The organism is Azospira sp. MPR-LB4 (assembly GCF_058809525.1).
On sequence record NZ_CM179521.1, the window covers coordinates 1305534 to 1330459 of the forward strand.

The window sequence follows — 24926 nt, forward strand, 5'->3', positions numbered from 1 at the left end:
CAGAGTTCACAGAGTTTTTAGCGATCGAGTCCTGGCTCTGCGTGAATAGAGGATACGTCACAGCACCCGGTGCTTGAGGGCCGGCAGGTTGGCCCGGGTCTCGGCGATGCAGCCGTGGTCGAGCAGGCCCAGGACCACGCCGGGGCCTTTCAGCTTGCGGTCCACGATGGTGCCCCAGGGGTCCACGATCATGCTGTTGCCGTGGGTCTCCCGGCCGTTCTCGTGCTTGCCGCCCTGGCCCACGGCCAGCACGTAGCACTGGTTCTCGATGGCCCGGGCCCGCAGCAGGATTTCCCAGTGGGCGCGGCCGGTGGTCTCGGTGAAGGCGGCGGGCACCACGATCAGGTCCACCGGCGCCAGGCGGCGGTACAGCTCGGGGAAGCGCAGGTCGTAGCAGATGGAAAGACCGATGCGGCCATAGGGCGTGTCGAAGGCCACCGGCTCGCTGCCGGCCTCGATGGAGGCGGCCTCGTCGTAACGCTCAAGGCCCTTCTGGAAGCCGAACAGGTGGATCTTGTCGTAGCGGGCCACGCGCTGGCCGGCCGGGTCGTAGACCACGGTGGAATTCATCACCTTGGCCGCGTCCTTCGCCTCCAGGGGAATGGAGCCGCCGATGAGCCAGATGCCGTGCTGCTTTGCCGTGGCGGCGAGGAATTCCTGGATCGGGCCGTGGCCGTCGGCTTCCCGCACCTTGACCTTGTCGCCCTCGGCCATGCCCATGATGGGGAAGTACTCGGGCAGGGCGACGATGCGGGCGCCCTGGGCCGCCGCTTCGGCGACACCGTGGGCGGCGGCCGCCAGGTTGTCGGCGACCCGGGGGCCGGACACCAGCTGCACGGCGGCGATCAGGGCATTTTCGGTCTTCTGGCGCTCAGGGCTTGGCGGATTCATCGGTCTTGGCCTTCTCGGATTTATCGGCTTTGGCGGCGGATACTTTTTCCACCTTGGGGTCTTCCCAGCTGCCGGTGACGGCGTATTCGAAAGCAAAAATCTGGTCCACCGGATTCTGCAGCACTTTCTGGGCGATGAGGGCGGCCACGCCGGCCACCGGATTGACCAGGGCCGCCGTGCCCAGGGCCACGGAGCTGCCCAGGGCCGGCTGCACCCGCACCCGCAGGTTCTGGGTTTCGTTGTCCAGGTTGATGTCGCCCTTGATGCCCACCTTGGCCGCCGGACCGTCGATGCTGAGGTCCGAGGTCTTCATCAGACCATTCTGCACCTTGAAGGTGCCCTCCACATTGTCGAAGGCGAAACCTTCGGAGAAGACATCGCGAAAATCCAGGGTGATGCGCCGGGGCAGGGACTGCAGGGAAAGCAGGCCGATGAGCTTGCCGATGCCCGGCTCCACCTTGGCGAACTGGCCCTTTTCCGCCGTCAGCTTGACCTCGCCGGAGAGGCTGGGAATGTCCAGGGTGGTGGGCGTGTTGTTCCAGGCCAGCTTGCCCGCCAGGGTGGCGCTGCCCCGCTTGAGGGTGCCGGGGAAACCCAGGCGATCCAGGTACTTGCCGGCGTCCCCCGCTTCCAGCCTGAACTCCACGTCGGTGCGGTGGGCGCCCCGGGGATCGGTGCGCCACAGGCCCTTGCCGTTGATGGAACCGTCCGGGCTGGAGAGCAGCACCTTGTCCAGGCGCCACACCCGGCCTTCGTTGCGGGCCAGCAGTTCGAGCTTGCCGAAGCGGCGGCTGCCCAGGACGAAATTGTCGGCAACGATGTCCAGGCCCGGCAGTTCGTCCTGGCTCTCGGCCTCGCCCAGGCGCTGCATGGCTTCCTGCTGGGGCGTGCTTTCCGGCAGGGTCAGGTATTTGAGGCGGGCCTTGACCCTGCCCTGGCCGGCGCCGTCCCAGTTGATCTGGCCGGCGGCTTCCTTGGCGTTGACCTCCACCTGCCAGCTGTTGCCGGCGGGCGCCGCCTTCAGGGTGACGTCGTGCAGGCGCCGCCCGGAGATGTCCAGCAGGGGCGTCTTCAGCACCGCCAGGGAGAGGGGCGCCGCCGACTCGCCGGCGGTGGCGCTGCCGCCACTACTGGCGCTAGCGCCGTTGCCGTTGGCCGGAGTCAGGGCCTTGCGCCAGAAATCCGCATCCACGCTGGGCAGGCTCACCGTCAGGGCGAGGCCCCGCTCGGGCAGGCTGAGGCCTTCGCCGATGGCGATGGCGCCGCGCTCGGTGACCGGGCCGGCGGCTTCCCGGCGGCGGATGATGTGGGCGCTGGCCAGCTTGCCCAGGGTGAATTTCACCTGTTCCCTCGCCACCGGGGCCGGCGCGCCCTTGCGGGGGGCGGTTTCGGCCAGGGCGCCCCGCTCCAGGTGCAGGGGCAGGGCGGCGGCGGCGCTCTTGTTGAAGGGCTCGGGCAGGCTGGAGGCCAGGCCCTTGAGGTCGGAATCAACCACCAGCTCCGCCGTCTTCTTGCGCACCCGCACCTCGCCCTTCCAGGCGGCGCTGCCGGAGACGTTGTCGAACAGGGGCAGGTCCAGCTGGCGGCGCAGGGCAGCGGCGGTGAGGCTGCCGGAGGCATTGACCAGCACCTTGTCGCCCTCGTTGCTGGCGGAGAGCTTCATGGGGCCGCCGAGGAACTGGCCGGTGATTTCCTTGACGCTGATGCCGGCGTCGGTGAAGTGCAGGCGGCCGTTGGCCTGGGTGATGGGCGGCAGGCCCGGCTCCACCGTCACCTGGTTGTTGAGGAATTCGTAGTCACCCTTGATGCGGCTGTCGGCCATGCGACGCAGGAACAGTTCCAGCTGCAGGTTGAGGCGGCCTTCGCCCTGAGCCTTCATGCCGTCGGTGAAGTTGTCGATCTTGTCGCCCACCGGGCTCTGGTCGATGAACTTGAGGAATTCGCCGGTGGGGCCTTCGGCCTTGCCGGTGATGCTGAGCAGCTCCTCCGGCGCCTCCAGGTCGGCGATCTCAGCCTTGACGCCGGAAAGGCGGGCCCCCAGCAGCTTGGCGCTCTTGGCTTCGATCAGCATGCGGGCGCCCTCGAAACGCAGGGAGCCCTGGATGTCGTCGATGCGGGGCCAGCCGGAGGCGTATTCCAGGGTGGCGCCGTTGATGCGGGCGGTGACCAGGAACTGGCCGTCCTTGGGGTCGAGGAAGGGGAAGCGGGCCAGGTCGCCCTTGAGCACCAGCTTGGCTTCGGAGGCGGTGCCGCCGGTGATGGAGCTCTTCAGCCAGTCCCGGGCGTCCTGGGACACCACCTTGGGCATGTAGCGCCAGACGGCGGTGCCGTCGGCCTTGCTGATGCCGGCGGTGAGGTCGATGCTGCCGGGGCCGTCGCCGCTAAGGCGGTAGGTGCCCTGGGCCGAGCCGGTGGCGTCGGGGCCGTTGAAGGTGAGGCTGTCCAGGCTGACGTCGAGGCGGCTGCCGTCGATCTTCCAGCTGACCTGGCTGTTGAGGGCATCCACCGCCAGGCGCGGATCGGGGAAGACCTGGGGCAGTTCCAGCTGGGCCTTGGCCGAGCGCAGGGTGAGGCTGCCGCCCCGGTCCCCGGCGTCCACCGTGCCGCTCATGCCGGCAAAGCCCGGGAAGCGGCTGCTGGCCTTGATGCCGAGGCCGTCGAAGCGGGCCTTGAGGTTGTAGTCCTGGGGCTTGCCCTCGTTTTCCGTCCAGCTGGCCTTGAGGTCCCGCACCAGGCCCCGGGGGGCGTAGTCGTTCAGCCACTGGCGCACCTCGGCCCCCAGGGGCAGGTGCTCGGCCAGGGCCGCCAGGGCGCCCAGGTCCAGGGTGGTGGCGGCGGCGCTGCCGCGGCGGCGGTCGGAGAAAAGGCCGCCCTCCTGCCAGGAGAAGGCGAAATCCGTGGGTTCCAGGCTGGTACCGTCCCGGGTGGCAAGGCCGACCCGCTTGCCGGAGAAGCGGGTGTCGCCGTTGCGCCGCTCGCCGCTGATGCGGCCCGCCAGGCGCAGCAGGTCCAGTTCCGGCAGGTCCTTGGCCAGCTTCAGGCGCAGGTCCTGCAGGCCCACGTCGGCGGTGGCCGCCACCGGCAGGCCCTTTTCCACCTCCAGCCACAGGCGCAGGGCGCCACTGCCCTGGGGCAGGGAAACGGGGTAATCGACCCAGGCCTGCCAGGCCGCCAGGTCGGTGTGCACGAATTCGGTGTACAGCTCGCCACTCCAGTCCTCCAGCTGCTGCGGATCGGAGCCCCGCAGGTCACCCCGCAGATCGAGGCGGGAAGCCAGCTCCGCCGGCGGCAGGGCAGAGAGGCCGAAACGGTGGCGGCGGCCCCGGTTCTCCAGGAGGAAATTCACCGCCTCCAGGGTCAGGGGCGGGGCGCCCCGCTGCAGGTCTTCCCAGACGATGGTGGCGTCCTTGATGTGGATGCGCTCCTGGCTCAGCACCCAGTGCAGGGCACTGCCGTCGCTCTTGCCGTCTTCCAGGGGAATGCCGGCCACCTCGAAGCGGCCGTCGGCGAGGCGCCGCACCAGCAGGGTCGGCTCGCTGATTTCCAGCAGGTGCAGGCGGGGCGAGAGGTGGGGCACGCTCCACCAGGAGAGCACGCTCTCCACACGCTCGAAGGCCAGGGCCGGATAGCCCTGCCTGTCGGCCACCCGCACATCGGCCAGGGTCAGCTCGGGGCGCAGGCCGCGCCAGCCGGCATCGATGTGGCCGATGGTGACCGGCAGGCCGACGGCCTGGCTCACCGCCTGTTCAATGTCGGCCCGGTAGTTGCCCACGTTGGGCAGCACCCAGTAGCGCAGGGCCAGCACCAGGAAGGCGAAGACGAAATAGACCACCACCCCCGCCACCAGGGCCAGGCGGCCGGCGCGGCGCCAGAACTGGCGCGCCCGGGGGCTGACGAGGAAGGGCAGGAGAGCGTGCAGGCGGTGGTAAAGGGCCGACCGCAGGACGGAATCAGTCATGGGCCTCGACCGGCAACAGGGCGGAGGCGGCGGCAACGATGGCGGCGGCGCTTTGCAAAGGTATTGGGCGGGTCACTACAATGGCAAGTTCTGGGCGAAGGGGTGGATTTTAACCCAGCCACCCCCGGAAACCCCGGATATAACCGGATGATTCCCTGATGAATAACGATTCCAACAATAACGCCGCTCCCGCCCCCGCCGCCGACACGACTTTTCCCGCCGCCTGGCAACCAGCCCTGGACCACAGTGCCTACCTGCGCCAGCTGCTCTCCTGCCGCGGCGAACTGGTGCCGATCCTGGCCGAATCCTGGCAGCGCCCCCTCACCGCCGCCGATCTGGAGGAGTGGATCGCCCAGGCCGCCCCGGCCGACGAGGAAGCCCTGAAACCGGTGCTGCGGCGCCTGCGCCAGCGGGTCATGGCCCATCTCATCATCCGCGACCTGGCCGCCGCCGCGCCCCTGCAGGAGGTGGTGGAAACCATGACCCTGCTGGCCGACATCACCACCAACTTCGCCCTGGACTTCGTGCACCGCAGCCTGGTGCAGCAGTACGGCGAACCCCTGGACAGCCAGGGCCGGCCCCAGCGCCTGCTGGTGGTGGGCATGGGCAAGCTGGGCGGACGGGAGCTGAACGTCTCCTCCGATGTGGACTACATCTTTGTCTATCCGGAAGAAGGCCAGACCGCCGGCCGCGCCGACGGCGGCGGCCAGGTGGACAACTACGACTTCTTCCACCGCCTGGGCAAGCGCCTCATCATCGCCCTGGGAGACCTCACCGCCGACGGCCAGGTCTTCCGCGTGGACATGCGCCTGCGCCCCAACGGCGATTCCGGCCCCCTGGTGTGCAGCCTGGACGCCCTGGAAAACTATTTCATCACCCAGGGCCGGGAGTGGGAACGCTACGCCTGGATCAAGGCCCGGGTCATGAACGCCGGCGCCAACGACGTGAACAACTGGGGCCCGGTGCTGAGCCAGACCGGCCGCCCCTTCGTCTTCCGCAAGTACCTGGACTTCGGCGCCATCAACGCCATGCGCGACCTGCACGCCCAGATCCGCCGCGAGGTGGCGCGCAAGGACATGGCCAACCACGTCAAGCTGGGCCCCGGCGGCATCCGGGAAATCGAGTTCATCGCCCAGGTCTTCCAGCTGATCCGCGGCGGCCGCGACACCGCCCTGCAGATCCGCCCCACCCTGCAGGTCCTGGCCCTGCTGCCGGAACGGGGCCTGATGGCCCAGGAGGCGGTGGACGAGCTGAGCACCGCCTACGACTTCCTGCGCCGCCTGGAACACCGCCTGCAATACGTGGCCGACCAGCAGACCCACAGCCTGCCTGAAGATGCGGAGGGCCAGGCCCGCATCGCCCGATCCATGGGCTTTCCCGACTACCCGGCCCTGCTGGCCGTGCTCGACGGCCATCGCCAGCGGGTCTCCCTGCACTTCGAGGCCGTCTTTGCCGAACCGGAGGCCCCCAGCTCCCAGAGCGAGACCCTCACCGCCCTGTGGCAGGGCGCCCTGGAATGCGACGGCGCCCAGGAAAAATTCGCCGGCCTCGGCTTTGCCGACGTGCAGGACTCCCTGGAACGGCTGCAGGCCTTCCGCGACGGCGCCCGCTACCAGCAGCTGCCCGCCAGCAACCGGGAACGCATGGACGCCCTGGGCCCGCGCCTGATCGAAGCCGCCGCGGCGACGCCGACGCCGGACCTGACCCTCTCCCGCTGCCTCGCCTTCCTCGAGGCCATCGGCCGCCGCGGCGCCTATCTGGCCCTGTTGCAGCAGTATCCCCAGGCCCTGAAGAAGGTGGCCGAACTCATCGGCGGCTCCAGCTGGGCCGCCGAATACCTGACCCGCCACCCCATCCTGCTGGATGAACTGCTGGACCCGCGCCTGCTGGAAGTGGCCACCGACTGGCAGCGCTTCCGCCGCGAACTGCGCCGGGCCCTGGACGAATGCGCCGGCGACACGGAACGGGAAATGGACCTGCTGCGGGAAATGCACCACGCCCAGGTCTTCCGCCTGCTGGCCCAGGACCTGGCCGGCCTGCACAGCATCGAGAAAATCTCCGACCACCTGACCGAACTGGCCGACATCATGGTGGCCGAGACGGTGCGCCTGTGCTGGGGCAAGCTGAAGACCCGGCACCGGGAAGAGCCCGTCTTCGCCGTCATCGGCTACGGCAAGCTGGGGGGCAAGGAGCTGGGCTACGCCTCGGACCTGGACATCATCTTCCTCTTCGACGAAAAGAAGGACACCGCCCAGGAGGCCGAAGAGGTCTACGCCCGCCTGGCCCAGCGGGTAAACACCTGGCTATCCTCCCAGACCCCCGCCGGCCTGCTCTTCGAGACCGACCTGCGCCTGCGCCCCAACGGCGATTCCGGCCTCATGGTCTCCTCCCTCGCCTCCTTCCGCGAATACCAGCTGCACAGCGCCTGGGTGTGGGAACACCAGGCCCTCACCCGGGCCCGCTTCGTCGCCGGCGACGCGGACGTGGGCCGGGGCTTCGACGCCATCCGGGAGGAAATCCTGCGCCAGCCCCGGGACCGGGCCAAGCTCAAGGAAGAAGTGCTGGCCATGCGCCAGAAGATGATCGACGCCAACGCCTCGGATGCCGAAACCGTGGCCCGGGGCGAATTCGACATCAAGCAGGACCCGGGCGGCATCATCGACGTGGAATTCATCATCCAGTACCTGGTGCTGGGCCACGCCCACGAGCACCCGGAACTCACCGGCAACCTGGGCAACATCGCCCTCCTCGGCATCGCCGCCCGCCTCGGCCTGATCCCCGCCGCCCTGGCCGAGCCGGTGCAAAACGCCTACCGCGACTACCGCCGCCTGCAACACGCCAAACGCCTCAACGGCAGCCCCAAGAGCCGGGTGGCCAGGGAGTCGGTGGCGGAGCGCATCGCCGCGGTACGGGCGTTGTGGGAGGAAGTGTTCAAGGGGTAAGGGCTAGAGGCGGCAGATTCCGCGGGCCCGAAATGAAAAAGCCGCCGGGAATCCGGCGGCTCCGGGGAGGTGCCGACGCCTAAATGAGAGAATCTCGCGCGGCTTTTCGTGCGAAATTCTCTCAATTGATAGGTTAGCCGCTATTGGTTTGTGGCTCATCGCTCTTCGGCGCACGAGGGCGTTTCCGAATTGGTTTGTTGTCGAGTATTCGATGCATGTAGTGATCTACGATCATCGGTAGCTCCCTGAACATCATGTGGGCATCCTTACTCGACAGGCCAAGTTCATCGAGGAATGGCCCTCGCATGGTTACCTCGCAAGCATCTCGAAACGTGCGCAATGCATCGTGCGTAGCTTCGGAAGAACCTGCCTTTGCAACCCTGTAGGCCTCCATGCCAATTTCGTAAAGCCACGGAAAATCATCACGCAGAAAGCCAGCAATTAAGAGAATTCCCACAGGATCGTCCGGGCGGTGGGCAATCATGTGAGACATTTCATCAACCATCATCGGATGAAATCGGCGCGGGCGGCGTGGGCGAAAACGATCTGGACCATCAACCATCCTCTGCTCTAGGCGGATGGGCAGTTCTCGAACGAGTAACTTCATTTCTTCCAGCACCTTTGCGACGGCGCCTTCCTCGATAGATTCCTTCTTCTCTGGTTTTTTCGCTGTTCCAAGGCTCTTCAGTATCTCGCCAGCAGTCGCCTTGAATATTTGAACCTGCGCCTTTACCACATCTGCATCGGGTTCCAATCCCGGAACGCGGCGACACAGTTGAAGTGTCAACTTTGAAAGAAGATCTTCGCTATCGTCGCTGTTTTGAAATTGGTAGAACGGTCCTGTACTAACTCGGCTTAACGGCACTCCGAGTGCAAGCCCATGCACCGGGGTATCAAGCTTTCCTTTCGCCACCCCTGCCTCGTAGAGTATCCACGGGCGTTCCAGGCTACGCTCAGTAAGCAGACACACTACATCTGACGCGGAGTGTAGTTTTGCCATAAGAGCCTTGTACCACTCATCGCCAAATTCGATTCCTTCAGTGCCTTTCTTATCGGACGATCGGAATGATTTAAGCATTCCAGCACTGACACTCTTAAGCAACTTACTGAACGCTTCCGCGAGGTCACCGTCTCTCGTGTCGTGGCTGATGAATATCAGCGGATTGGCAGTTCCCTTGGGTTTGTCAATTGAATCTGTGCTGTCGGTCATTCTTTGCTATCTCCCTTGAGATGGATATGGCGAAGTGCTGATGGCGGCTAACGTTTGACGTGAGGAGTTGCGGGTGCCGAAGACAAGAAACCAAACGCGAAGTTTTGGACTACCCTTCTCGACAAAATGGTTAGATATTGTCGGAATTATGTAGCAGCCGCACAAAGCCCCTGCTGACCTGAGCGCCTAGAATCGGCCTGTCAAATTGAAGGACAGGAGCAAGAAATGGCGCAACCGCATGTGGTGTCGGCCCTGGTAGAGAAGCGGGCTGAACTGGCCGGGCTGGTGGAATTCCATCGGAAAGAGATTAGCCGACTCGGTGCAGACCTGGCAAACCTCAATGCCAGCATCAAGATATTCGCCCCGGACTTCAACCTGGCGGGGATTGGCGTAAAGCGCGTGCGTGGCGCCAAAGCCGGTGGCTTCAAACACTTCAAACAGGGAGAAAGCCACACCCTGGTTCTTGATCTGCTGCGCGTGTCCGAACAGCCTCTCACCACCGCCCTGCTGGCTGCACAGATCATTGAGCAAAAGGGATGGGAAGATTCTCAGAAACTACGTGGCTCCCTGCAACGCACCCTGTCGGGCACCCTGCGCCGCCTCAAGGACCGGGGTTTCGTCGTGGAAGCGGGGAAGGACCGGGATGGCCTGACCACCTTCTGGAAACTGGCTTAAGAGGCTATAACCAGCGACTTGGCGAGCGTTGGTTGCTCGCTTAGTCGAATGGCTAGTTGTTACATCAGCCGTTCCTCAGTGCGCCGGTTGCCCTGCCAGTAACCACACCAGTCATGGTGCGTCCGGGTCCGGGCGCACTTCTTCACGATGTCCATGAAGATGGTCCCGTTGGACTCCCGCCGGGTGTCTTCCCGGTAAGCGGCCTCGTTGGCGTAGTTGGCCAGGTAGAGGTTCCCGAACTTGTGCACCTGACCGTACTGCATGCGGCGGAAGCGGCTGAAATAAGACTCGGCCAGGTTGTTGGTCGTGCCATCGTCGGCCCGGTATTCCTGGCTGTGGTTCACCCGCCGGGTCTGGAACTTGGCATGCAGGGGATCGTAGGCGTTGGATTCGTCCGCGCAGATCACGGCGCCCTGGGACACGAAGGCTGCCGCCAGCTTGGATACATCGGCCTGATTCTCGGCCTTGATGACGAAGGACAGGGTTTTGTTGGCACCCCGGATTTCGTTGCCCTCCACTTCCACCTTCTGTCGCATCACAAACACGCAACGCTTGTCCGGGCGCTGATTCACCGCCAGGCGGCGGTCAATGCGATCCACCTTCTTGTTCTTCGGGCGGATATGCCCATTCACGTAGGCCCCATCCATGTGCACCTCGCCGGCCAGGGCCGATTCGTCCCGGTGCTCCATCAGGGATTCCCGGATCTTGTGAGCCAGGACAAAGGCCGTCTTGTACTGCACATCCAGGTCGCGGCCCAATTGCAGGGCGGAAATGCCCTTGGCGGCATTGGTGAAGATGCCAATGGCGATCAGGTAGGTCTTCAACGGCAGCTTGTGGAAGGCGAAGATCGTCCCGGAGGTCACCGAGAAGGTGTGCTTGCAGTCCCGGCAGCGCCATTGGCGGCGGGTGGCGATGAAGTAGTGCTTTGCCACCGAGCCACAGCACGGGCACGCCACTTCTTCCCCTTCACCCCAGCGCAGTTCCTTGAACAGGTCAAAGGCTTCCGCATCGCTCATGTCGAACAGCCGCTTCAAGGAGAGCGTCCGGGCTTTTGCTGACAGGAGGAAGTGCTGGGACATGGGCCACCTCAATACACATATATCTATGTGTTAATTATATGCCACAGCATGCTGAAGTCAAGAAAACACAAATTAATTTGTTGTCGTCAGCGAATTAAAATATTTATTGACTTACATACTTTTGTTTACTATGCTTTAGGTATCTGTTAATGGGTATTCAGAATGACCTACGACGATTTCGTTGATTGCTTGGGACGTGCGCGGTTAAGCATTCGCGGCTTTTCCCGGCTGGTCTGCACCCACGCCAACACCTTCACCAATTACGCAAAAGACGGCCATGTGCCCGACCACTGGGCCATCGTGGTGACACTGATTGCGGAAATGGCGAGGCGTGAAGTTGATTTCAAGGGGCCGCTGTCACAGCTGGAGCTAACGCCGAAGAAAGAACGCGGCGGAGCGGCCAAAGGGAAGTTCGGTGGCACCAAGCAGCCGGATATGTTCATCGACAAGAAGGCAAGAAGCGCAACTACCAAGGATGTCCTGCCATGAATCAGCTTTACCTAGGTGATAATTTGCAAGTCTTGCGGAATAGCGTGGCCTCCAATAGCGTTGATCTGATCTATCTTGACCCGCCATTTGCGTCAAACGCGGACTACGATTACGTATCTGCTAATCCATCGGGAAATGGACAAGGCAGCTTGCGTGTTATGGCATTTGTGGATACTTGGACGTGGACAGCCGAGACGGCAGAAACGTTACTGGATATTCAAACTCGTCACGTTGAGCTTGGCGCGCTATTGGGGGCGATAACGCAGGGGCTTCGTTTTAATAGCTTGGCTGCCTATCTGGTGATGATGAGCGTACGGCTGCTGGAGTTGAAGCGAGTTCTAAAACCTGCTGGTAGCTTGTATCTACATTGCGATACATCAGCCAGCAGTTACTTGCGAGTTGTGCTTGACCTAATATTTGGTGCGGATAATTTCCGCAATGAGATCGTCTGGAAGCGCACCAGCAGCCACAATGACAGTAAGAAATGGGCGCATATCCATGACACTCTGTTGTTCTACGCAGGCAAAGGCTTTACTTGGAATCCTGTGTATCTTCCCCACGATCCAGAGTACGTGCGAAAGTTCTACCGATTTGAGGATGAACGCGGACGCTACCGACTCCATGAAATCATACGTACGGCCTCGATGGGGCCACGTCCCAATCTAGCGTATGAATACAAAGGCTATCGTCCTGAGTGGGGCTGGCGTCTGGTGAGAGAAAAGGTGGAGGCACTAGATCAGGAGAATCGTCTTACTTGGAGTACCACGGGACGCCCGTACCTCAAGCGCTATTTGCATGAGCAGAAGGGCACTCCGTGCCCTGGACTATGGACCGACATTCCCCCGCTTTCCCATGCGGCGGCAGAGCGGATGGGCTACCCAACACAGAAACCATTGTCCTTGCTGGAGAGAATCATAGGTGCCAGTAGTAATGAGGGAGACGTGGTACTTGACCCTTTTGCTGGCTGTGGCACCTCAACGCATGCGGCACAGAAGCTTGGCCGTAAATGGATTGGTATTGACGTATCAGAGCTTGCGGTGACGCTAATGCGTCACCGACTTAATGCATTCTTCCCAGATGTGCACTACCAGTTCAACGATCTGAACCAACCTGTACAACAGAAACAAACGGTAGCGAAGAGGGTGAAAACCCTGCTAGCATAATGCCATTCCAGTACCACAGGGGGTCAGGTGAAGTTCTCAGCTAAGAAGTGGAAGTGCGAAGGCGACAAGGATCACGTTATAATTGAGGTGGTCTTTGATGCTAACGATATAAAAGCAGCAAGTGCAGTCGCAGACGCCAAGGTTAACTTCATCAATGTTCATAACCCGGGGGGCATCCGCCGGCCTCCGCACGTTATCCGTAATCGGATTATTGCGGGAAAACTGGCTGATGCTGCGGTAGCCGAACTGCTTAATCAGCGCATAGCTCAATTGGGATTGTCATTTTCGGTAAATGAATACGATAAGACCCGGACGGACGGCTTTGAGCATCCAGATCCATACGATCTTGAATTAAATAAGCCGGGAAGTACGCAAACAATAGAGGTTCGTTCATCGTTCTGCTATCGACTTGCGCCACCGGATAAGATCGTAAAGAAGCTATCCATCTACGGCTGGTATACCTCGGCAAACAAACCTGCCGAACCTCCCCGCGATTGGTACTGGCAAGTTATCTTCTACCTTCGCCCGTGCGATATTCCCCAAGAGAGCGGACCGGCGGTACGCATCTTTGAGGATGAGTTGGAGAAGGGTGAGCTGATCGGCTACATCGTTGGTGGCGCGAGCCGTGAGCTATTGGAAACAATTGGCGTGAGCCGTACTGACCAAGATAACGCGTGGTATCGCGCCATCACCCCCATCTGCGCTGGTCTTGACTATTTGGGTATGAGCCAGGCTATGTTTGGCATAGCAACACCATAAGAAAGCGAGATGTTCGAGTTGCGGGAGGAGCCACCGATGCCAGCGGGTGACTAAATGCGTTGACGTTGACAGTGCCCGCAGCAATAAGCACACTGAAACTTCGCCGTTCAATGGTGTTCGCCTCGGGCAATTGGAGCCCGACTGCACGAAGCCATTGCGCGGCGTTTCTATTTGGCGGTGGGCGACATGGCGGTAGAAGGCACAAAATTCAGCTTTGTGCGGCTGCTACATAATTCCGGATATTGTGCTGTAGCAACTCGATCTTTTTTTCCAAATCATCTATGCGCTTAAGTACCTCGCCTACTTGACGCTCTTCCAAATTTTCGTCAACCCACTGATAAAACTCTTCAACATCTTTCCACCGCGGCCCTTGCTTGTTGAGCTTAGGTTCCAGAATAGATAGCAATACGCCCTCCAGCTCATTTAATAAGATGGAGCCATCAGATTTGAACAGTTTGTCTGGATGATCGTGTTCAGAGAGAGCCCCACTTCCATTGACTCGTCGAAATCCAAACCACGAAAAATATTCCCATCGATTCCACAGGTGATCATTCGTGTGTTGTTTAAGACGATGAAATAACCGAGTTTCTCCACTTCCGGCTTGACCAACGTAAATGGCATTAAGGTCTTTGTCGTAGAGGACATAAATGCCAATTTGGTCGCGAAAGTCTGCGCCATCATCGCTTGGGCGCCGATAGCCATGTAAATGACCTCTGTTACTGCCGCGCCCCCAGAACACATATTTCCTTTCCCAGAGCAAACCATAGTTTCGAATAAGCATGAATTTTCCTGACTCACCAGTATGAATTTCAGGCCATGAGCATAATCAGCCGTTCAACCTATGTCGAGTGACTAAGTCAAAGCACTGCAACTTTCCCTCCCCGGAAAACCTGGGCATCAACCCGGCCACCAGCCATCCCCGAATCGCCCCAGACCCCTGCCCTGCAACCCAATCCCCACGCCCCTCCCGGACATGCCATTCCGGAGAAGCGCATCCCGCCTGCCTCCCAGGCCGGTCGCCGCAAACGACCCATTTCCCCCATTCCGGCCTCCGGCTCGCATGGGTGTATAATCCCGGCCCTATGTCCTTGATGCCACATTTACTTTTCTGCGGAGACGCCCCCTTTGCGTTTTGACGAACTGGGCCTGGCGCCCGAAATTCTTAAGGCCGTGACCGAGATGGGTTACGCCGAAGCAACCCCGATTCAGCAGCAGGCCATTCCCCTGGTCCTGCAGGGCAAGGACCTCAAGGCCTGCGCCCAGACCGGTACCGGCAAGACCGCCGCCTTCACCCTGCCCCTGATCCAGCGCCTGCTGCACCTCGATACGGCCAGCCCGTCGCCGGCCAAGCACCCGGTGCGCGCCCTGATGCTGGCCCCCACCCGGGAATTGGCGCTGCAGGTGTATGAGTCGGTGAAGTCCTACACCAAGCACACCCACTTCCGCTCCATCTGCCTCTTCGGCGGCGTGGATATCAAGCCCCAGATCGCCGAGATGAAGAAGGGCGTGGAGTTCGTCGTCGCCACTCCGGGCCGCCTGCTGGACCACGTGGAACAGAAGAGCGTCTCCTTCAATCAGGTCCAGGCCCTGGTGCTGGATGAGGCCGACCGCATGCTGGACATGGGCTTCATCCCCGACATCCAGCGCATCCTCAACATGCTGCCGAAGACCCGGCAGAGCCTGCTCTTCTCCGCCACCTTCTCCAACGAGATCCAGCGCCTGGCCGACACCATGCTGCAGTCGCCGATCCTGGTGGAAGTAGCGCGGCGCAACCAGGTGAACGACACCATCACCCACCGGGTGCACCCGGTGGCCGAGACGCGCAAGAAGGACCTGCTGATCAAGCTGCTGCGCTCCGGCGAAATCACCCAGACCCTGGTCTTCATGCGCACCAAGCAGGGCTGCGGCCGTCTGGCCCGGGAACTGGAGCGGGCCGGCATCGCCGCCGACTCCATCCACGGCGACAAGTCCCAGAACGAGCGCATCAAGGCCCTGGACGCCTTCAAGAACGGCGGCTGCAAGGTGCTGGTGGCCACCGACGTGGCGGCCCGCGGCCTGGACATCGACCACCTGCCCTACGTCATCAACTTCGAGCTGCCCCACACGCCGGAAGACTACGTGCACCGCATCGGCCGCACCGGCCGCGCCGGCCGCCAGGGCAACGCCATTTCCCTGGTCTGCGCCCACGAGGTCGGCTATCTGGCGGATATCGAAAAGCTGATCAAGATGCAGATCGAGCAGGTGGCCGTGGCCGGCTTCGAGCCGGAGATGGATTACGAATATCCCCCCGGCAGCGGCAAGAAGCGCCGGGCCCACGAGACCCACGCCCCGTCCCAGCCCGTGGCCGGCCGCAGCAAGCCCCCGGTGAAGCGCAACAACATGATCGCCAAGGACGGCTTCGACTTCTCCAAGCCCTACGAGCCCAAGGCCGCCCCGGCCACGGTGCCGAGCAAGGAGGAAGCGGCCCACACCCCGGTCGGCAAGCCCGATCCCCACAAGCCGAAGAAGCCCATGGTGGCGGCCCTCCTGGGCGGCCTGGGGCGCAAGTAAGGCAAGCCTGCGGGCAGCAAAAAGGCCACCTCCCGGTGGCCTTTTTTACTCCCGGCATCCGAATCAACCGAGCGGGCCGCCCACGGGGCCGGCCAAGAAAGCAAGCATGAGCGACGCACCGATGATCCGCTGGAGCGAAGACGGCACCGACCACACCGCCCTGTGGCGCTCCGAGGCCGGGCTGCCGCCGCCGAAGCGGGTGCTGGTGGCCAACGACACCCTCAACGCCGACCAGGCCTACCGCCTGGCCTGCGAGGGCACGGCCCTGCTCTGGCGCGGCGACTTCCACAACGGCCGCCAGCTGCTGCAGGCCCTGGCCCGGCGCATCGAGCGCAAGCAGCCCAAGGGCAAAGGCAAGGCCAGCAAGCCGGCCTCACTCACCGAAGCCTTCCATCTGCACCGCCAGGCCCAGGGCCAGCGGGCCCGCATCCTGGCCATGCTGCTCATCGCCGTGGACGCCGACTACCGGGTGAACCTGCGCCGGGCGCCGGATTTCAGCGCCGCCTGCACTGAGGCCTACGGCCCGGCCAGGGAGCCCTTCGTCGTCAGCCTGCGGGAACTGCAGGCCCTGGTGGGCGCCCACGAATGGCGCCGCAAGGGCGTCTCCATCCCGGCCCTGGGCGCCGCCATCCACCCCCATTACGGCGTCTTCTCGCCCCTGCGCGGCGAATACCTGGAACTGCTGGCCCAGGCCCCCCTTCCTGCCTCGGAGCTGGCCTTCGACATCGGCACCGGCACCGGCGTCATCGCCGCCCTGCTGGCCAAGCGGGGCCTGGCCAGGGTGGTGGCGACGGATATGGACCCGCGGGCCCTGGCCTGCGCCCGGGAAAACCTGGAACGCCTGGACCTCTCCGCCCGGGTGGAACTGCAGCAGCGGGACCTCTTTCCCGAGGGGCGGGCGCCCCTGGTGGTGTGCAACCCGCCCTGGGTGCCGGCCAAGCCCAGCTCCCCCATCGAATACGCCGTCTTCGACCCGGACAGCCGCATGCTGCGCGGCTTCCTGGCCGGCCTCAAGGACCATCTGGCGCCCGGCGGCGAAGGCTGGCTGATCATCTCCGACCTGGCCGAGCACCTGGGCCTGCGCTCCCGCCAGCAGCTGCTCGACTGGATCGCCGCCGCCGGCCTGGAAGTGGCGGCCCGCCACGACATCCGCCCCAGCCACGGCAAGACCCGGGACGCCGACGATCCCCTGCACGCCGCCCGGGCCGCCGAAGTCACCTCCCTGTGGCGCCTGCGGGCCGCTTAGCGCCGGCAGCAGGGCCCGCCCCGGGCCGGTCAACGCAAAAGGGCCGCGTCGTGACGCGGCCCTTGTCTTGAGGTGAGACTGTTTCAGGGATTGGCGTTGCGCATGCCGCCGGGGCCCATACCCCCACCGCCCGGACCCATGCCGCCACCGCCGGGCCCCATCCCACCGCCACCGGGACCCATGCCACCTCCCGGGCCCATGCCGCCGCCCCGGGCCGGCGGCACCTCGGGCAGGGTCACGCCTTTTTCCTTGGCCCGGGCCTGCATGGCCTCGTGGTGTTCCAGGCGCACCTTTTCCCGCTCCTCGGCGGTCTTGGCGCTGCGCATCTTGGCCCGGTGTTCGCGGCGTTCCTGGGGCGTCATCAGCTGGCTGCCGTAAATCTGCTCCTGCTTGGCCGGCGCCGCCTGTTTGGCGGTATCGGCGGCCTGGGCCAGGCCGGGCAGCAGCAGGGCGCCCAGGAGGGCGGAAACGGCACAGAGGGTCGGTGTTTTCATGATTGGCTCCTTCCACAGAGGGGTTGGCAAGACACGGCGATTCCCTGCCTTCAATCTAGGCCGCCGCGACCCGGGATGCCAGAATCAATATCAAAAAATGCTGATGAAGCGGTGACAGCCGGCCACCGCCAAAGCTCAGGCCGACACTCCCTGCAGGCCGCCGAAGAAGGTCTCGGTGCCGCCGTCGCCCTTGAGGGTGATGTAGAAACTCTGGTTGTTGTAGGCGATGCGGGCTTCCACCAGGGCGGCCTGGGCCGAGGGATTGCCCTGCAGCGCGGCATAGCGGGCGGCGTAGTCCTCGTAACCCTGAACGGCATGAAGCATCTCTTCGCCGGAAGCCACCTCGGCGAACTGGTCCCGCAGCTCCGTGTCTTCATGGAACAACTGCTCGATCCTGGCCTTGTCCGGATGGTCGTTGGCGACGCTGACGTAGCCCATGCGGTCCGGCGTCAGCACGGGCTCGGGCGGCACCTGGATGCCGGCCTGGCGGAACTTCTCTGCCGCATTGGCGGCAAACTTTTCCTTGGCGGCGGCCACCGATGCGGGCGTGGGGCACTCCAGGGGCGGCAACTCCTGGGGCAGGTTGCTGGCGGCCGCCGTCTGGGTGGCAGTGCTGCTGCCGTCAGTGGCGGCGGCCTTTACGGGCGTGGCCGAGGCGGTGCTGTAGGTTGCGTAGAGTCTGTTGAGGGAAGCGATGTTCATGACCGGCTCCGGGGGGAAGACGGCCATGCATTTGCGATTTCCATGCCAGCGGCCTGGCGGCGGACGGCTCAGGGCAGCAGGCGGAGGATGGCCAGGGAGCAGTTGTCGCCCTCCCCCTGGCAGCGCTGGCGGGCCCGGTTGATGAGGATTTCCGCCGCTTCCCGGGCCGGGAAGGCGGCCAGCACGCCGCCGATCTCGGCGTCGGAGAAATAGGCCCAGAGGCCGTCGGAGCAGAGCAGGAAGCTGTCGCCGGGCTGCACTTCGGCCTGGCCCACGTCGATCTTGGGATCGTCCTTGTCGCCCAGGGAGGTGAGCAGGACATTGCGGTTGGGGTGGATCAGGGCCTGCTCCGGCGTGATCTTGCCGGCCCGCACCAGATGCTCGACGTAGGAATGGTCGGCGCTGTGCTGCAGCAGCCGGTCGCCCCGGTAGTGGTAGAGGCGGGAGTCGCCGCAGTGGGCCCAGGTGGCGCCGCCGGGCTCCAGCACCAGCATGACGGCGGTGCTGTGGGGGTCCTTCTCGTTGAGGAAGCGGCTGGTGCGGATCAGCAGGTGGGCCTCGTGGATGGCGGTGCGCAGCAGGTCGCCGGCGGCCTCATCCTTGGGGGCGTAGCTGGAGAAGTTGTTCTGGGCGGTATGCACCACCTGCTCGGCCGCCAGGGCGCCGCCGGTGTGGCCGCCCATGCCGTCGGCCAGCACTGCCAGCACCGTGCCCTTGAGCCGGGGATGGGCCATCAGCCCCACCCGGTCCTGCTGTTCCTTGCGGTCGCCCTGATGCTGGGCGACGCAGGCATCCAGGGTCAGCGCCATGAGAGGCTCCCGGGGCCGTGCCTAGCCGAGCAGCTTGTCCTTGATTTCCTCGGCGCTGGGCACCTTGCCCGCCATGTGGGGATTGCGGCTGTGGAAGACCCGGGTGGCGGCGACGATGACCTGATGCACTTCCTGCTGGGTCAGTTCCGGGTGGCTGTCACGCACCACGCGGAAGGCCAGGTGTTCCAGGGAGTGGCCGCCCCAGGTGTTCTTGGGGTCGAAGAAGGGTTCGATCTGCACATACACCGCGTCGAATACATTGCGCAGTTTGCTGTTGCCGCGGCGGTCGGGGCGTTCCTGACCGTTGGCGTCGATAAAGGTGGCCGTATTCAAGGGTGCTGTCCTTCAGGGGATGGTTTTTCCGGACGATTATAGCGCCGGGGCCGGCCCCGAGTCAGGATTGGTGCTGAAAGCGCTCCAGCAGCACGTCCAGGTATTCGGGCAGGTCGTCGGCATGGATGCCCAGTTCCTCCTGCACGTCCTCCACCACCCGGCCCCAGTCCGGGTCGTCCAGGTGCAGATACTGGTGGTAGGCGTGGATGGCCAGCTGGATGATGGCCGCCAGGCTGCGGGAGTCGCCCGGCACCAGCTGGGGCAGGTCGTGGTGGAAGCGGATGGCCTCGCAGATGAACTCGGGCAGGTGCCAGTGGCGGGCCACGAAATAGCCGACGACGCAGTGGTCCGCCTGGTATTTCTTGTCCTCCTCCAGCAGGTCGATCCAGGTGTCGTTCTCCTCCAGGTGCATGGCCCGGCAATAGGAGGGGAAACGCTCCATCAGCAGGGGCACGCCGCAGTCGTGGAAGATGCCGGCCAGGTAGGCCTGGTCGGGGAAGACGTTGCACACCATGACCCGCTCGTCGGCGATCAGCATGGCCAGCTGGGCGATGGTCTGGGAGCGGCTCCAGAAGCGCTCGTAGGCCTTGCGGTGCTTGGAAACCTTGTTGGCGCCCATGAGGGCGATGGCCTGCACCAGGTTGAGGGTCTGCTTGAGGCCGATGGCCTGGAGGATTTTCTCCAGGTTGTCGAAGGGCTGGTGCTGGCGGTAGGCGGAGGACTGCACCGCCTTGAACAGCATGGCGGTAATGCCCGCATCCTGGGAAATGACCCTGGCCAGGGCCCGCAGGTCCGCCTCGTCGCTGCGCAGCAGCCGCTCCAGTTCCTCCACCACCTTGGGCTGGGGCGGCAGCTTGACGCCCTGGGACAGCAGCCGCTGCAGCGTCTTCTCGTCCTTTTGCAGACGGCTTTCAGGGACGGATTCGACCGTTGCGGCGGCGGAGGCAGAGGAGGTCATGGGGCCTTAAGTCTGGGGTAATTGCTCTTCCAGCAATTCTACCCAGTGCCGCACCGGCACGGCACTAGGAGTCCCCCTAGGTGCGCCGCCGCTCTGCAGGTGGGTGAGACAGCCGATGTTGGCGGTGGCGATCACTTCCGGCAGGCCGGCGCCGAGGGCCGAAAGCTTGTTGTCCCGCAGCTGCTTGGACAGTTCCGGCTGCAGGATCGAGTAGGTGCCCGCCGAGCCGCAGCACAGGTGGCTGTCGGCCACCGGGGTGAGGGTGAAGCCGGCGGCGGCCAGCAGCTCCTCCACCACGCCGCGGATGCCCTGGCCGTGCTGCAGGGTGCAGGGCGAGTGAAAGGCCACCTTGCGCCCGGCCGCCGGCTGGTGGGCCAGCAGGGGCAGCAGGGCTTCCTTGTGGGCCAGCACCAGCTCGGCCGCGTCCTTGGTCAGTTCGGCGATGCGGGCCGCCTTGGCGGCATAGGCCGGATCGTCCTGCAGCAGGTGGCCGTATTCCTTGACGTGGGCGCCGCAGCCGGAGGCGGTCATGAGGATGGCCTCGGCCCCGGCCTCGACGTGGGGCCACCAGGCGTCGATGTTGCGCCGCATGTCGTCCAGGGCCGCCTCCTGGGCATTGAGGTGGAAGCGCAGGGCGCCGCAGCAGCCGGCCTTTTGCTCCTCGATCATCTGGATGCCCAGGCGGTCCAGCACCCGGGCCGCGGCGGCGTTGATGTTGGGCGCCAGGCCGGGCTGCACGCAGCCGGCCAGGGCCAGCACCTTGCGCTGGCGCACCGCCGTGGGCCGGGGCTTGGCCGGCCCGCCGGCGGCCGCGGGAATCTTGTCGCCGAGGACGGAGGGCAGGAAGGGCTTCAACACCTTGCCCACGGCCACCGCCGGGTTGAACAGCCAGGGCCGCGGCAGCACCTCCTTGAGGGCCAGGCGGGTGAGGGCTTCCAGGCCGCCCCGGGGCACCCGTTCCTCCACCACCTGGCGGCCGATGTCCAGCAGGCGGTGGTACTTCACGCCGGAGGGACAGGTGGTCTCGCAGGAGCGGCAGGTGAGGCAGCGATCCAGGTGCAGGCGGGTGCGCTCGGTCACCGGGCCGCCCTCCAGCACCTGCTTGATCAGGTAGATGCGGCCCCGGGGGCCGTCCAGCTCGTCCCCCAGCAGCTGGTAGGTGGGGCAGGTGGCGGTACAGAAGCCGCAGTGCACGCAGGTGCGCAGGATGGCGTCCGCCTCCTTGCCGGCCGGCGTGTCCTTGATGAAATCGGCGAGTTGGGTCTGCATCTCAGAGGCCCTCGTAGAGGCGCCCGGCGGCGAAGACGCCGCGGGGGTCAAAAGTGGCTTTCAGGCGGCGGTGGATGTCCAGCAGGGGCGAGGCCAGGGGGTGGAAGGCCTGGTCCCGGGCCGCTGCCGGGCCGCGGAACAGGGTGGCGTGGCCGCCGGCCTTTTCCGCCACCGCCCGCACGTGGCGGGCCTCGGCGTCGGATACCAGCCAGCGCTGGGCACCACCCCACTCCACCAGGGTGCGCCCCGGCAGGTCCAGCTGGGGCGCCGTGGAGGGCACGGCGAGGCGCCACAGGGCGGCCTCGTTGGCACCGCCGGCGCCGGCGAAGAAGGGATGGGTCTGTTCCCGCACCCCGGCCCAGAAGGCAGACGCAACGCTGGCCTCCACCAGGGTGCCGCCAAGAGCGGCCTGGGCTGCGGCGACGGCGGCACGGGCGCCGGAAAGGCGCACCGTGATTGCCTCTCCGTCCGGGTGCCCGGCGTCGCTCCACACCGTGGCGGAAATGGGCAGGGGCTTGCCGCCCCACTGGTTCATCAGGGCCAGGGCCTTGGCCTGGGAGGTTTCCAGGCGGATGGTGGCCTCGGCCACGGGCCGGGGCAGCACCTTGAGGGACACTTCCAGCAGCAGACCCAGCTGCCCCAGGCTGCCGGCCAGGAGCCGGGGCACGTCGTAGCCGGCCACGTTCTTCATCACCTGGCCGCCGAAGTCGAGCACCTGGCCCTGGCCGTCCATCAGGCGCACGCCGAGGACGAAGTCCCGCACGGCCCCGGCCTGGGCCCGGCGGGGGCCGGAGAGGCCGGCGGCGACCATGCCGCCGACGGTGGCATCAGGGCCGAAATGGGGCGGCTCGCAGGCCAGGTACTGGCCCTTTTCCGCCAGCACCGCCTCCAGTTCGGCCAGGGGCGTGCCGGCCTTCACCGTGACCACCAGTTCGGTGGGCTCGTAGGCCACCACGCCGCGATGGCTGCGGGTGTCGAGAATGTCGCCCTGCACCGGGCGGCCATAGAAGTCCTTGCTGCCGCCACCCCGGAGCAGCAGGGGGGCGCCGGCGGATGCGGCCAGGATGCGCTCCCGGCACTGTTGTTCGAAAACCTGGCTCATGCCTTTTCTCCACGGGTCTGGCGATACTCCCGGCAGCGGGCCGGGGTGGGGATGGCCTTGCCCGGGTTGAGCAGGCCGGCCGGGTCGAAGGACTGCTTGACGCCCTCGAAGCGGGCCAGCTCCTCCGGCGTGAACTGGGCGCACATCTGGGTGATCTTCTCCACCCCGACGCCGTGCTCGCCGGTGATGGAGCCCCCCAGGGCCACGGACAGCTCCAGGATCTCGGCGCCGAAGGCGGTGGCCCGCTCCAGTTCGCCGGGCTGGTTGGCGTCGTACATGATCAGGGGGTGCAGGTTGCCGTCGCCGGCGTGGAAGACGTTGGCACAACGCAGGCCGTACTTTTTCTCCATCTCGGCGATGGCCAGCAGCATCTTCGCCAGGTTCTTGCGCGGAATGGTGCCGTCCATGCACAGGTAGTCCGGGGTGATGCGGCCCACGGCGGGGAAGGCGGCCTTGCGTCCGGCCCAGAAGCGCAGGCGCTCGGCCTCGTTGGCGGAGACCCGCAGGGAGGTGGCGCCGCTCTTTTCCAGCACGGCGCGCATGGCGGCGATTTCCTCCTCCACCTCCTCCGGCGTGCCGTCGGATTCGCACAGCAGCACGGCCTCGGCGTCGAGATCGTAGCCCGCCTTGACGTAGGGCTCCACGGCGTGGGTGGCGGGCTTGTCCATCATCTCCAGGCCGGCGGGAATGATGCCGGCGGCGATGACGTCGGCCACCGCGTTGCCGGCCTTGGTGACGGAATCGAAGTAGGCCAGCACCACCTTGGCCACCTGGGGCTTGGGCGTCAGCTTCACCAGCACCTCGGTGATCACCGCCAGCATGCCTTCGGAGCCGTTGAGCAGGGCCAGCAGGTCGAAGCCCGGGGCATCCAGGGCGGCGCTGCCGAAGGTCACCGCCTCGCCGGCCATGGTGTAGCCCCGCACCTGCAGCACGTTATGCACGGTGAGGCCGTACTTGAGGCAATGCACGCCGCCCGAGTTCTCCGAGACGTTGCCGCCGATGGTGCAGGCGATCTGGGAAGAAGGGTCCGGCGCGTAGTAGAGGTTATAGGGCGCGGCGGCCTCGGACACGGCCAGGTTGCGCACCCCGGGCTGGACCAGGGCGGTGCGGGCCACCGGGTCCACCTTGAGGATTTTCTTGAACTTGGCCAGGGACAGCAGCAGGCCCTTGTGGTGCGGCATGGCGCCGCCGGAAAGGCCCGTGGCGGCGCCCCGGGGCACCACCGGCACCTTGAGCCGGTGGCACAGCTGCAGGATGGCCTGCACCTCCGCCTCCGTCTCCGGCAGGGCCACCGCCAGGGGCAGGTTGCGGTAGGCCGTGAGGCCGTCGCATTCGTAGGGACGCAGGTCCTCCGGCTCCCCGTAGACCCGGCCCGGGGGCAGGATGCGCCCCAGGGCGGCCAGCAGGGCCGCCTGGTCCACGGCGAAATCCGGACTGTCCGGCAGACGGTCACCCATGGTCGTTCTCCTCGTGCGCTGGGCCCACGGCCAGCTTGGCTTCAAGACAGGTTGCTTGGGGCGCCGCGCCCACCCGGGCCGCCGCCTGATAGAGATGGCCGGCCGCCGCCTGGCGTGCCGCCGCTGCATCGCCGGCGGCGATGGCGGCGTAGAGCCGTTCGTGTTCGGCCTGGGCCGCCGCGGCCCGGCCCGTGGCATGGCCGGCTTCGTCCCAGGTGGGACGGCGGCTTTCGGAAAACTGGGCGGAAAGAAAGCTGACGAAGCGGCGGATTTCCGGGTTGTGGGTGGCGGCGGCAATGGCCTGGTGGAAGACGTCGTCGTCCTCGGCGCCGTCGTCGCCCTGGCGCACCGCCTCGCCCATGGCTTGCAGGGCCGCGTACATGGCCGCCAGGTCGGCCGGGGTGCGGCGCCGTGCCGCCAGTTCCGCCGCCCCGGTCTCCACCAGGGCCCGCAGTTCGAAGATGTGGCTGAGGGCTTCCCCCGCCGGGGTCCCCGGGGCCAGCTTGAAGCTGCCACTGTCGGGCCGGGCGGCCACGCTCATGCCCGAGCCCTGGCGCGAAGCCACCAGGCCGTCGGCCTTGAGGCGGGCCACCGCCTCCCGCACCACGGCGCGGGAAACGCCGAACTCGGCGGCCAGGGCCATTTCCGTCGGCAGGCGCGCCCCCGGCGCATAGGCGCCGCTGCGGATGCGCTGCTCCAGGGCCGCCCCGATGTCGGCGGAAAGCCCGGCCGAAGGGCCCACGCCACGGCCCCGGGCGGAACCCGGGGCGGCAGTGCTGGCAAGGGATGGGGAAGCGGCCATGAAAGTTGTCTGACAAATTTTTGCCAAGACTAAAACCC

The 24926-nt window shown here is 65.2% G+C and carries 21 protein-coding genes; 7 read left to right on the forward strand and 14 right to left on the reverse strand.

Annotated elements, in window-relative coordinates; translation table 11 throughout:
* Window positions 1-57: 57 nt before the first annotated feature.
* Entirely contained in the window at window positions 58-891 is an 834-nt protein-coding gene (locus AC3QLZ_RS05950) for a carbon-nitrogen hydrolase family protein (RefSeq protein ID WP_014238411.1), read from the reverse strand.
* Entirely contained in the window at window positions 872-4849 is a 3978-nt protein-coding gene (locus AC3QLZ_RS05955; protein ID WP_492783486.1) for a YhdP family protein, read from the reverse strand. Before AC3QLZ_RS05955 ends, AC3QLZ_RS05950 begins: the two co-directional genes overlap by 20 nt.
* 158 nt (window positions 4850-5007) lie before the next feature.
* Between AC3QLZ_RS05955 and glnE the strand changes: the two genes are divergently transcribed.
* Window positions 5008-7791 (forward strand): bifunctional [glutamate--ammonia ligase]-adenylyl-L-tyrosine phosphorylase/[glutamate--ammonia-ligase] adenylyltransferase, encoded by a 2784-nt coding sequence (gene glnE, locus AC3QLZ_RS05960; RefSeq protein ID WP_205230782.1) that lies wholly within the window; start codon window positions 5008-5010, stop codon window positions 7789-7791.
* A 133-nt stretch (window positions 7792-7924) separates the two neighbouring features.
* On the opposite strand, the gene AC3QLZ_RS05965 is transcribed toward glnE, so the two are convergent.
* The gene (locus tag AC3QLZ_RS05965) at window positions 7925-9001 is read right to left on the reverse strand and encodes a toll/interleukin-1 receptor domain-containing protein (protein ID WP_492783487.1); all 1077 of its coding nucleotides are present in this window, start codon (window positions 8999-9001) and stop codon (window positions 7925-7927) included.
* A 225-nt stretch (window positions 9002-9226) separates the two neighbouring features.
* On the opposite strand from AC3QLZ_RS05965, the gene AC3QLZ_RS05970 reads away from it, so the two are divergent.
* Window positions 9227-9676, forward strand: a complete 450-nt coding sequence (locus AC3QLZ_RS05970) for a hypothetical protein (RefSeq protein ID WP_014237847.1) — start codon at window positions 9227-9229, stop codon at window positions 9674-9676.
* 59 nt (window positions 9677-9735) lie between these two features.
* On the opposite strand, the gene AC3QLZ_RS05975 is transcribed toward AC3QLZ_RS05970, so the two are convergent.
* A complete protein-coding gene (locus AC3QLZ_RS05975) occupies window positions 9736-10755 on the reverse strand; it encodes an IS1595 family transposase (protein ID WP_014237848.1) in 1020 nt (339 codons plus the stop codon).
* A gap of 162 nt (window positions 10756-10917) precedes the next feature.
* Here AC3QLZ_RS05975 and AC3QLZ_RS05980 point away from each other — a divergent pair, with 162 nt between their 5' ends.
* The 3 genes from AC3QLZ_RS05980 to AC3QLZ_RS05990 are packed head-to-tail and all read left to right on the forward strand — an operon-like array spanning window position 10918 to window position 13166.
* Window positions 10918-11244: a hypothetical protein gene (locus AC3QLZ_RS05980; RefSeq protein WP_014237849.1), complete on the forward strand. Its 327-nt coding sequence runs from the start codon at window positions 10918-10920 to the stop codon at window positions 11242-11244.
* Window positions 11241-12407 (forward strand): site-specific DNA-methyltransferase, encoded by a 1167-nt coding sequence (locus AC3QLZ_RS05985; protein ID WP_492783488.1) that lies wholly within the window; start codon window positions 11241-11243, stop codon window positions 12405-12407. Before AC3QLZ_RS05980 ends, AC3QLZ_RS05985 begins: the two co-directional genes overlap by 4 nt.
* Before the next feature lie 27 nt (window positions 12408-12434).
* Window positions 12435-13166, forward strand: a complete 732-nt coding sequence (locus AC3QLZ_RS05990; RefSeq protein WP_014237851.1) for a hypothetical protein — start codon at window positions 12435-12437, stop codon at window positions 13164-13166.
* A 208-nt stretch (window positions 13167-13374) separates the two neighbouring features.
* Here the strand turns inward: AC3QLZ_RS05990 and AC3QLZ_RS05995 are convergent, their stop codons facing one another.
* The gene (locus AC3QLZ_RS05995) at window positions 13375-13947 is read right to left on the reverse strand and encodes a GIY-YIG nuclease family protein (protein WP_492783489.1); all 573 of its coding nucleotides are present in this window, start codon (window positions 13945-13947) and stop codon (window positions 13375-13377) included.
* Between the two features lie 344 nt (window positions 13948-14291).
* On the opposite strand from AC3QLZ_RS05995, the gene AC3QLZ_RS06000 reads away from it, so the two are divergent.
* Window positions 14292-15716: a DEAD/DEAH box helicase gene (locus AC3QLZ_RS06000; protein WP_492783490.1), complete on the forward strand. Its 1425-nt coding sequence runs from the start codon at window positions 14292-14294 to the stop codon at window positions 15714-15716.
* Between the two features lie 106 nt (window positions 15717-15822).
* Window positions 15823-16962 carry a methyltransferase gene (locus AC3QLZ_RS06005; RefSeq protein ID WP_492783491.1) on the forward strand — a complete coding sequence of 380 codons (1140 nt, stop codon included), beginning with the start codon at window positions 15823-15825 and terminating at the stop codon, window positions 16960-16962.
* 83 nt (window positions 16963-17045) lie between these two features.
* Here AC3QLZ_RS06005 and AC3QLZ_RS06010 read toward each other — a convergent pair whose 3' ends face one another.
* From AC3QLZ_RS06010 to AC3QLZ_RS06050, 9 genes are all read right to left on the reverse strand, one after another.
* The gene (locus AC3QLZ_RS06010) at window positions 17046-17456 is read right to left on the reverse strand and encodes a hypothetical protein (protein WP_014238417.1); all 411 of its coding nucleotides are present in this window, start codon (window positions 17454-17456) and stop codon (window positions 17046-17048) included.
* Between the two features lie 135 nt (window positions 17457-17591).
* Window positions 17592-18158, reverse strand: coding sequence for a hypothetical protein (locus AC3QLZ_RS06015; protein WP_492783492.1), 567 nt, complete (start codon window positions 18156-18158; stop codon window positions 17592-17594).
* Between the two features lie 68 nt (window positions 18159-18226).
* Window positions 18227-18967: a PP2C family protein-serine/threonine phosphatase gene (locus AC3QLZ_RS06020; protein WP_492783493.1), complete on the reverse strand. Its 741-nt coding sequence runs from the start codon at window positions 18965-18967 to the stop codon at window positions 18227-18229.
* A 21-nt stretch (window positions 18968-18988) separates the two neighbouring features.
* Entirely contained in the window at window positions 18989-19300 is a 312-nt protein-coding gene (locus AC3QLZ_RS06025; protein ID WP_014238420.1) for a hypothetical protein, read from the reverse strand.
* 61 nt (window positions 19301-19361) lie between these two features.
* A complete protein-coding gene (locus AC3QLZ_RS06030) occupies window positions 19362-20258 on the reverse strand; it encodes an HDOD domain-containing protein (protein ID WP_014238421.1) in 897 nt (298 codons plus the stop codon).
* 6 nt (window positions 20259-20264) lie between these two features.
* Window positions 20265-21527 (reverse strand): glycolate oxidase subunit GlcF, encoded by a 1263-nt coding sequence (gene glcF, locus AC3QLZ_RS06035; protein WP_492783494.1) that lies wholly within the window; start codon window positions 21525-21527, stop codon window positions 20265-20267.
* Between the two features lies 1 nt (window position 21528).
* Window positions 21529-22629: a glycolate oxidase subunit GlcE gene (gene glcE, locus AC3QLZ_RS06040; protein ID WP_492783495.1), complete on the reverse strand. Its 1101-nt coding sequence runs from the start codon at window positions 22627-22629 to the stop codon at window positions 21529-21531.
* Entirely contained in the window at window positions 22626-24086 is a 1461-nt protein-coding gene (locus AC3QLZ_RS06045) for an FAD-linked oxidase C-terminal domain-containing protein (RefSeq protein ID WP_492783496.1), read from the reverse strand. Before AC3QLZ_RS06045 ends, glcE begins: the two co-directional genes overlap by 4 nt.
* Complete coding sequence (locus AC3QLZ_RS06050) at window positions 24079-24888, reverse strand: FadR/GntR family transcriptional regulator (protein ID WP_492783497.1); 810 nt, start codon at window positions 24886-24888, stop codon at window positions 24079-24081. The genes AC3QLZ_RS06045 and AC3QLZ_RS06050 overlap by 8 nt, the downstream gene beginning before the upstream one ends.
* Window positions 24889-24926 lie beyond the last annotated feature (38 nt).

What these genes read in the sequence shown, in the direction of transcription:
- AC3QLZ_RS05950 (WP_014238411.1), bottom strand. Translation starts at nt 891, where the DNA reads ATGAATCCGCCAAGCCCTGAGCGCCAGAAGACCGAAAATGCCCTGATC.
- glcE (WP_492783495.1), bottom strand. Translation starts at nt 22,629, where the DNA reads ATGAGCCAGGTTTTCGAACAACAGTGCCGGGAGCGCATCCTGGCCGCA.
- AC3QLZ_RS05985 (WP_492783488.1), top strand. Translation starts at nt 11,241, where the DNA reads ATGAATCAGCTTTACCTAGGTGATAATTTGCAAGTCTTGCGGAATAGC.
- AC3QLZ_RS05975 (WP_014237848.1), bottom strand. Translation starts at nt 10,755, where the DNA reads ATGTCCCAGCACTTCCTCCTGTCAGCAAAAGCCCGGACGCTCTCCTTG.
- AC3QLZ_RS06020 (WP_492783493.1), bottom strand. Translation starts at nt 18,967, where the DNA reads ATGGCGCTGACCCTGGATGCCTGCGTCGCCCAGCATCAGGGCGACCGC.
- AC3QLZ_RS06015 (WP_492783492.1), bottom strand. Translation starts at nt 18,158, where the DNA reads ATGAACATCGCTTCCCTCAACAGACTCTACGCAACCTACAGCACCGCC.
- AC3QLZ_RS06030 (WP_014238421.1), bottom strand. Translation starts at nt 20,258, where the DNA reads ATGACCTCCTCTGCCTCCGCCGCCGCAACGGTCGAATCCGTCCCTGAA.
- AC3QLZ_RS05955 (WP_492783486.1), bottom strand. Translation starts at nt 4,849, where the DNA reads ATGACTGATTCCGTCCTGCGGTCGGCCCTTTACCACCGCCTGCACGCT.
- AC3QLZ_RS06005 (WP_492783491.1), top strand. Translation starts at nt 15,823, where the DNA reads ATGAGCGACGCACCGATGATCCGCTGGAGCGAAGACGGCACCGACCAC.
- AC3QLZ_RS05965 (WP_492783487.1), bottom strand. Translation starts at nt 9,001, where the DNA reads ATGACCGACAGCACAGATTCAATTGACAAACCCAAGGGAACTGCCAAT.
- AC3QLZ_RS05970 (WP_014237847.1), top strand. Translation starts at nt 9,227, where the DNA reads ATGGCGCAACCGCATGTGGTGTCGGCCCTGGTAGAGAAGCGGGCTGAA.
- AC3QLZ_RS06045 (WP_492783496.1), bottom strand. Translation starts at nt 24,086, where the DNA reads ATGGGTGACCGTCTGCCGGACAGTCCGGATTTCGCCGTGGACCAGGCG.
- glcF (WP_492783494.1), bottom strand. Translation starts at nt 21,527, where the DNA reads ATGCAGACCCAACTCGCCGATTTCATCAAGGACACGCCGGCCGGCAAG.
- AC3QLZ_RS05995 (WP_492783489.1), bottom strand. Translation starts at nt 13,947, where the DNA reads ATGCTTATTCGAAACTATGGTTTGCTCTGGGAAAGGAAATATGTGTTC.
- AC3QLZ_RS06010 (WP_014238417.1), bottom strand. Translation starts at nt 17,456, where the DNA reads ATGAAAACACCGACCCTCTGTGCCGTTTCCGCCCTCCTGGGCGCCCTG.
- AC3QLZ_RS05980 (WP_014237849.1), top strand. Translation starts at nt 10,918, where the DNA reads ATGACCTACGACGATTTCGTTGATTGCTTGGGACGTGCGCGGTTAAGC.
- glnE (WP_205230782.1), top strand. Translation starts at nt 5,008, where the DNA reads ATGAATAACGATTCCAACAATAACGCCGCTCCCGCCCCCGCCGCCGAC.
- AC3QLZ_RS06050 (WP_492783497.1), bottom strand. Translation starts at nt 24,888, where the DNA reads ATGGCCGCTTCCCCATCCCTTGCCAGCACTGCCGCCCCGGGTTCCGCC.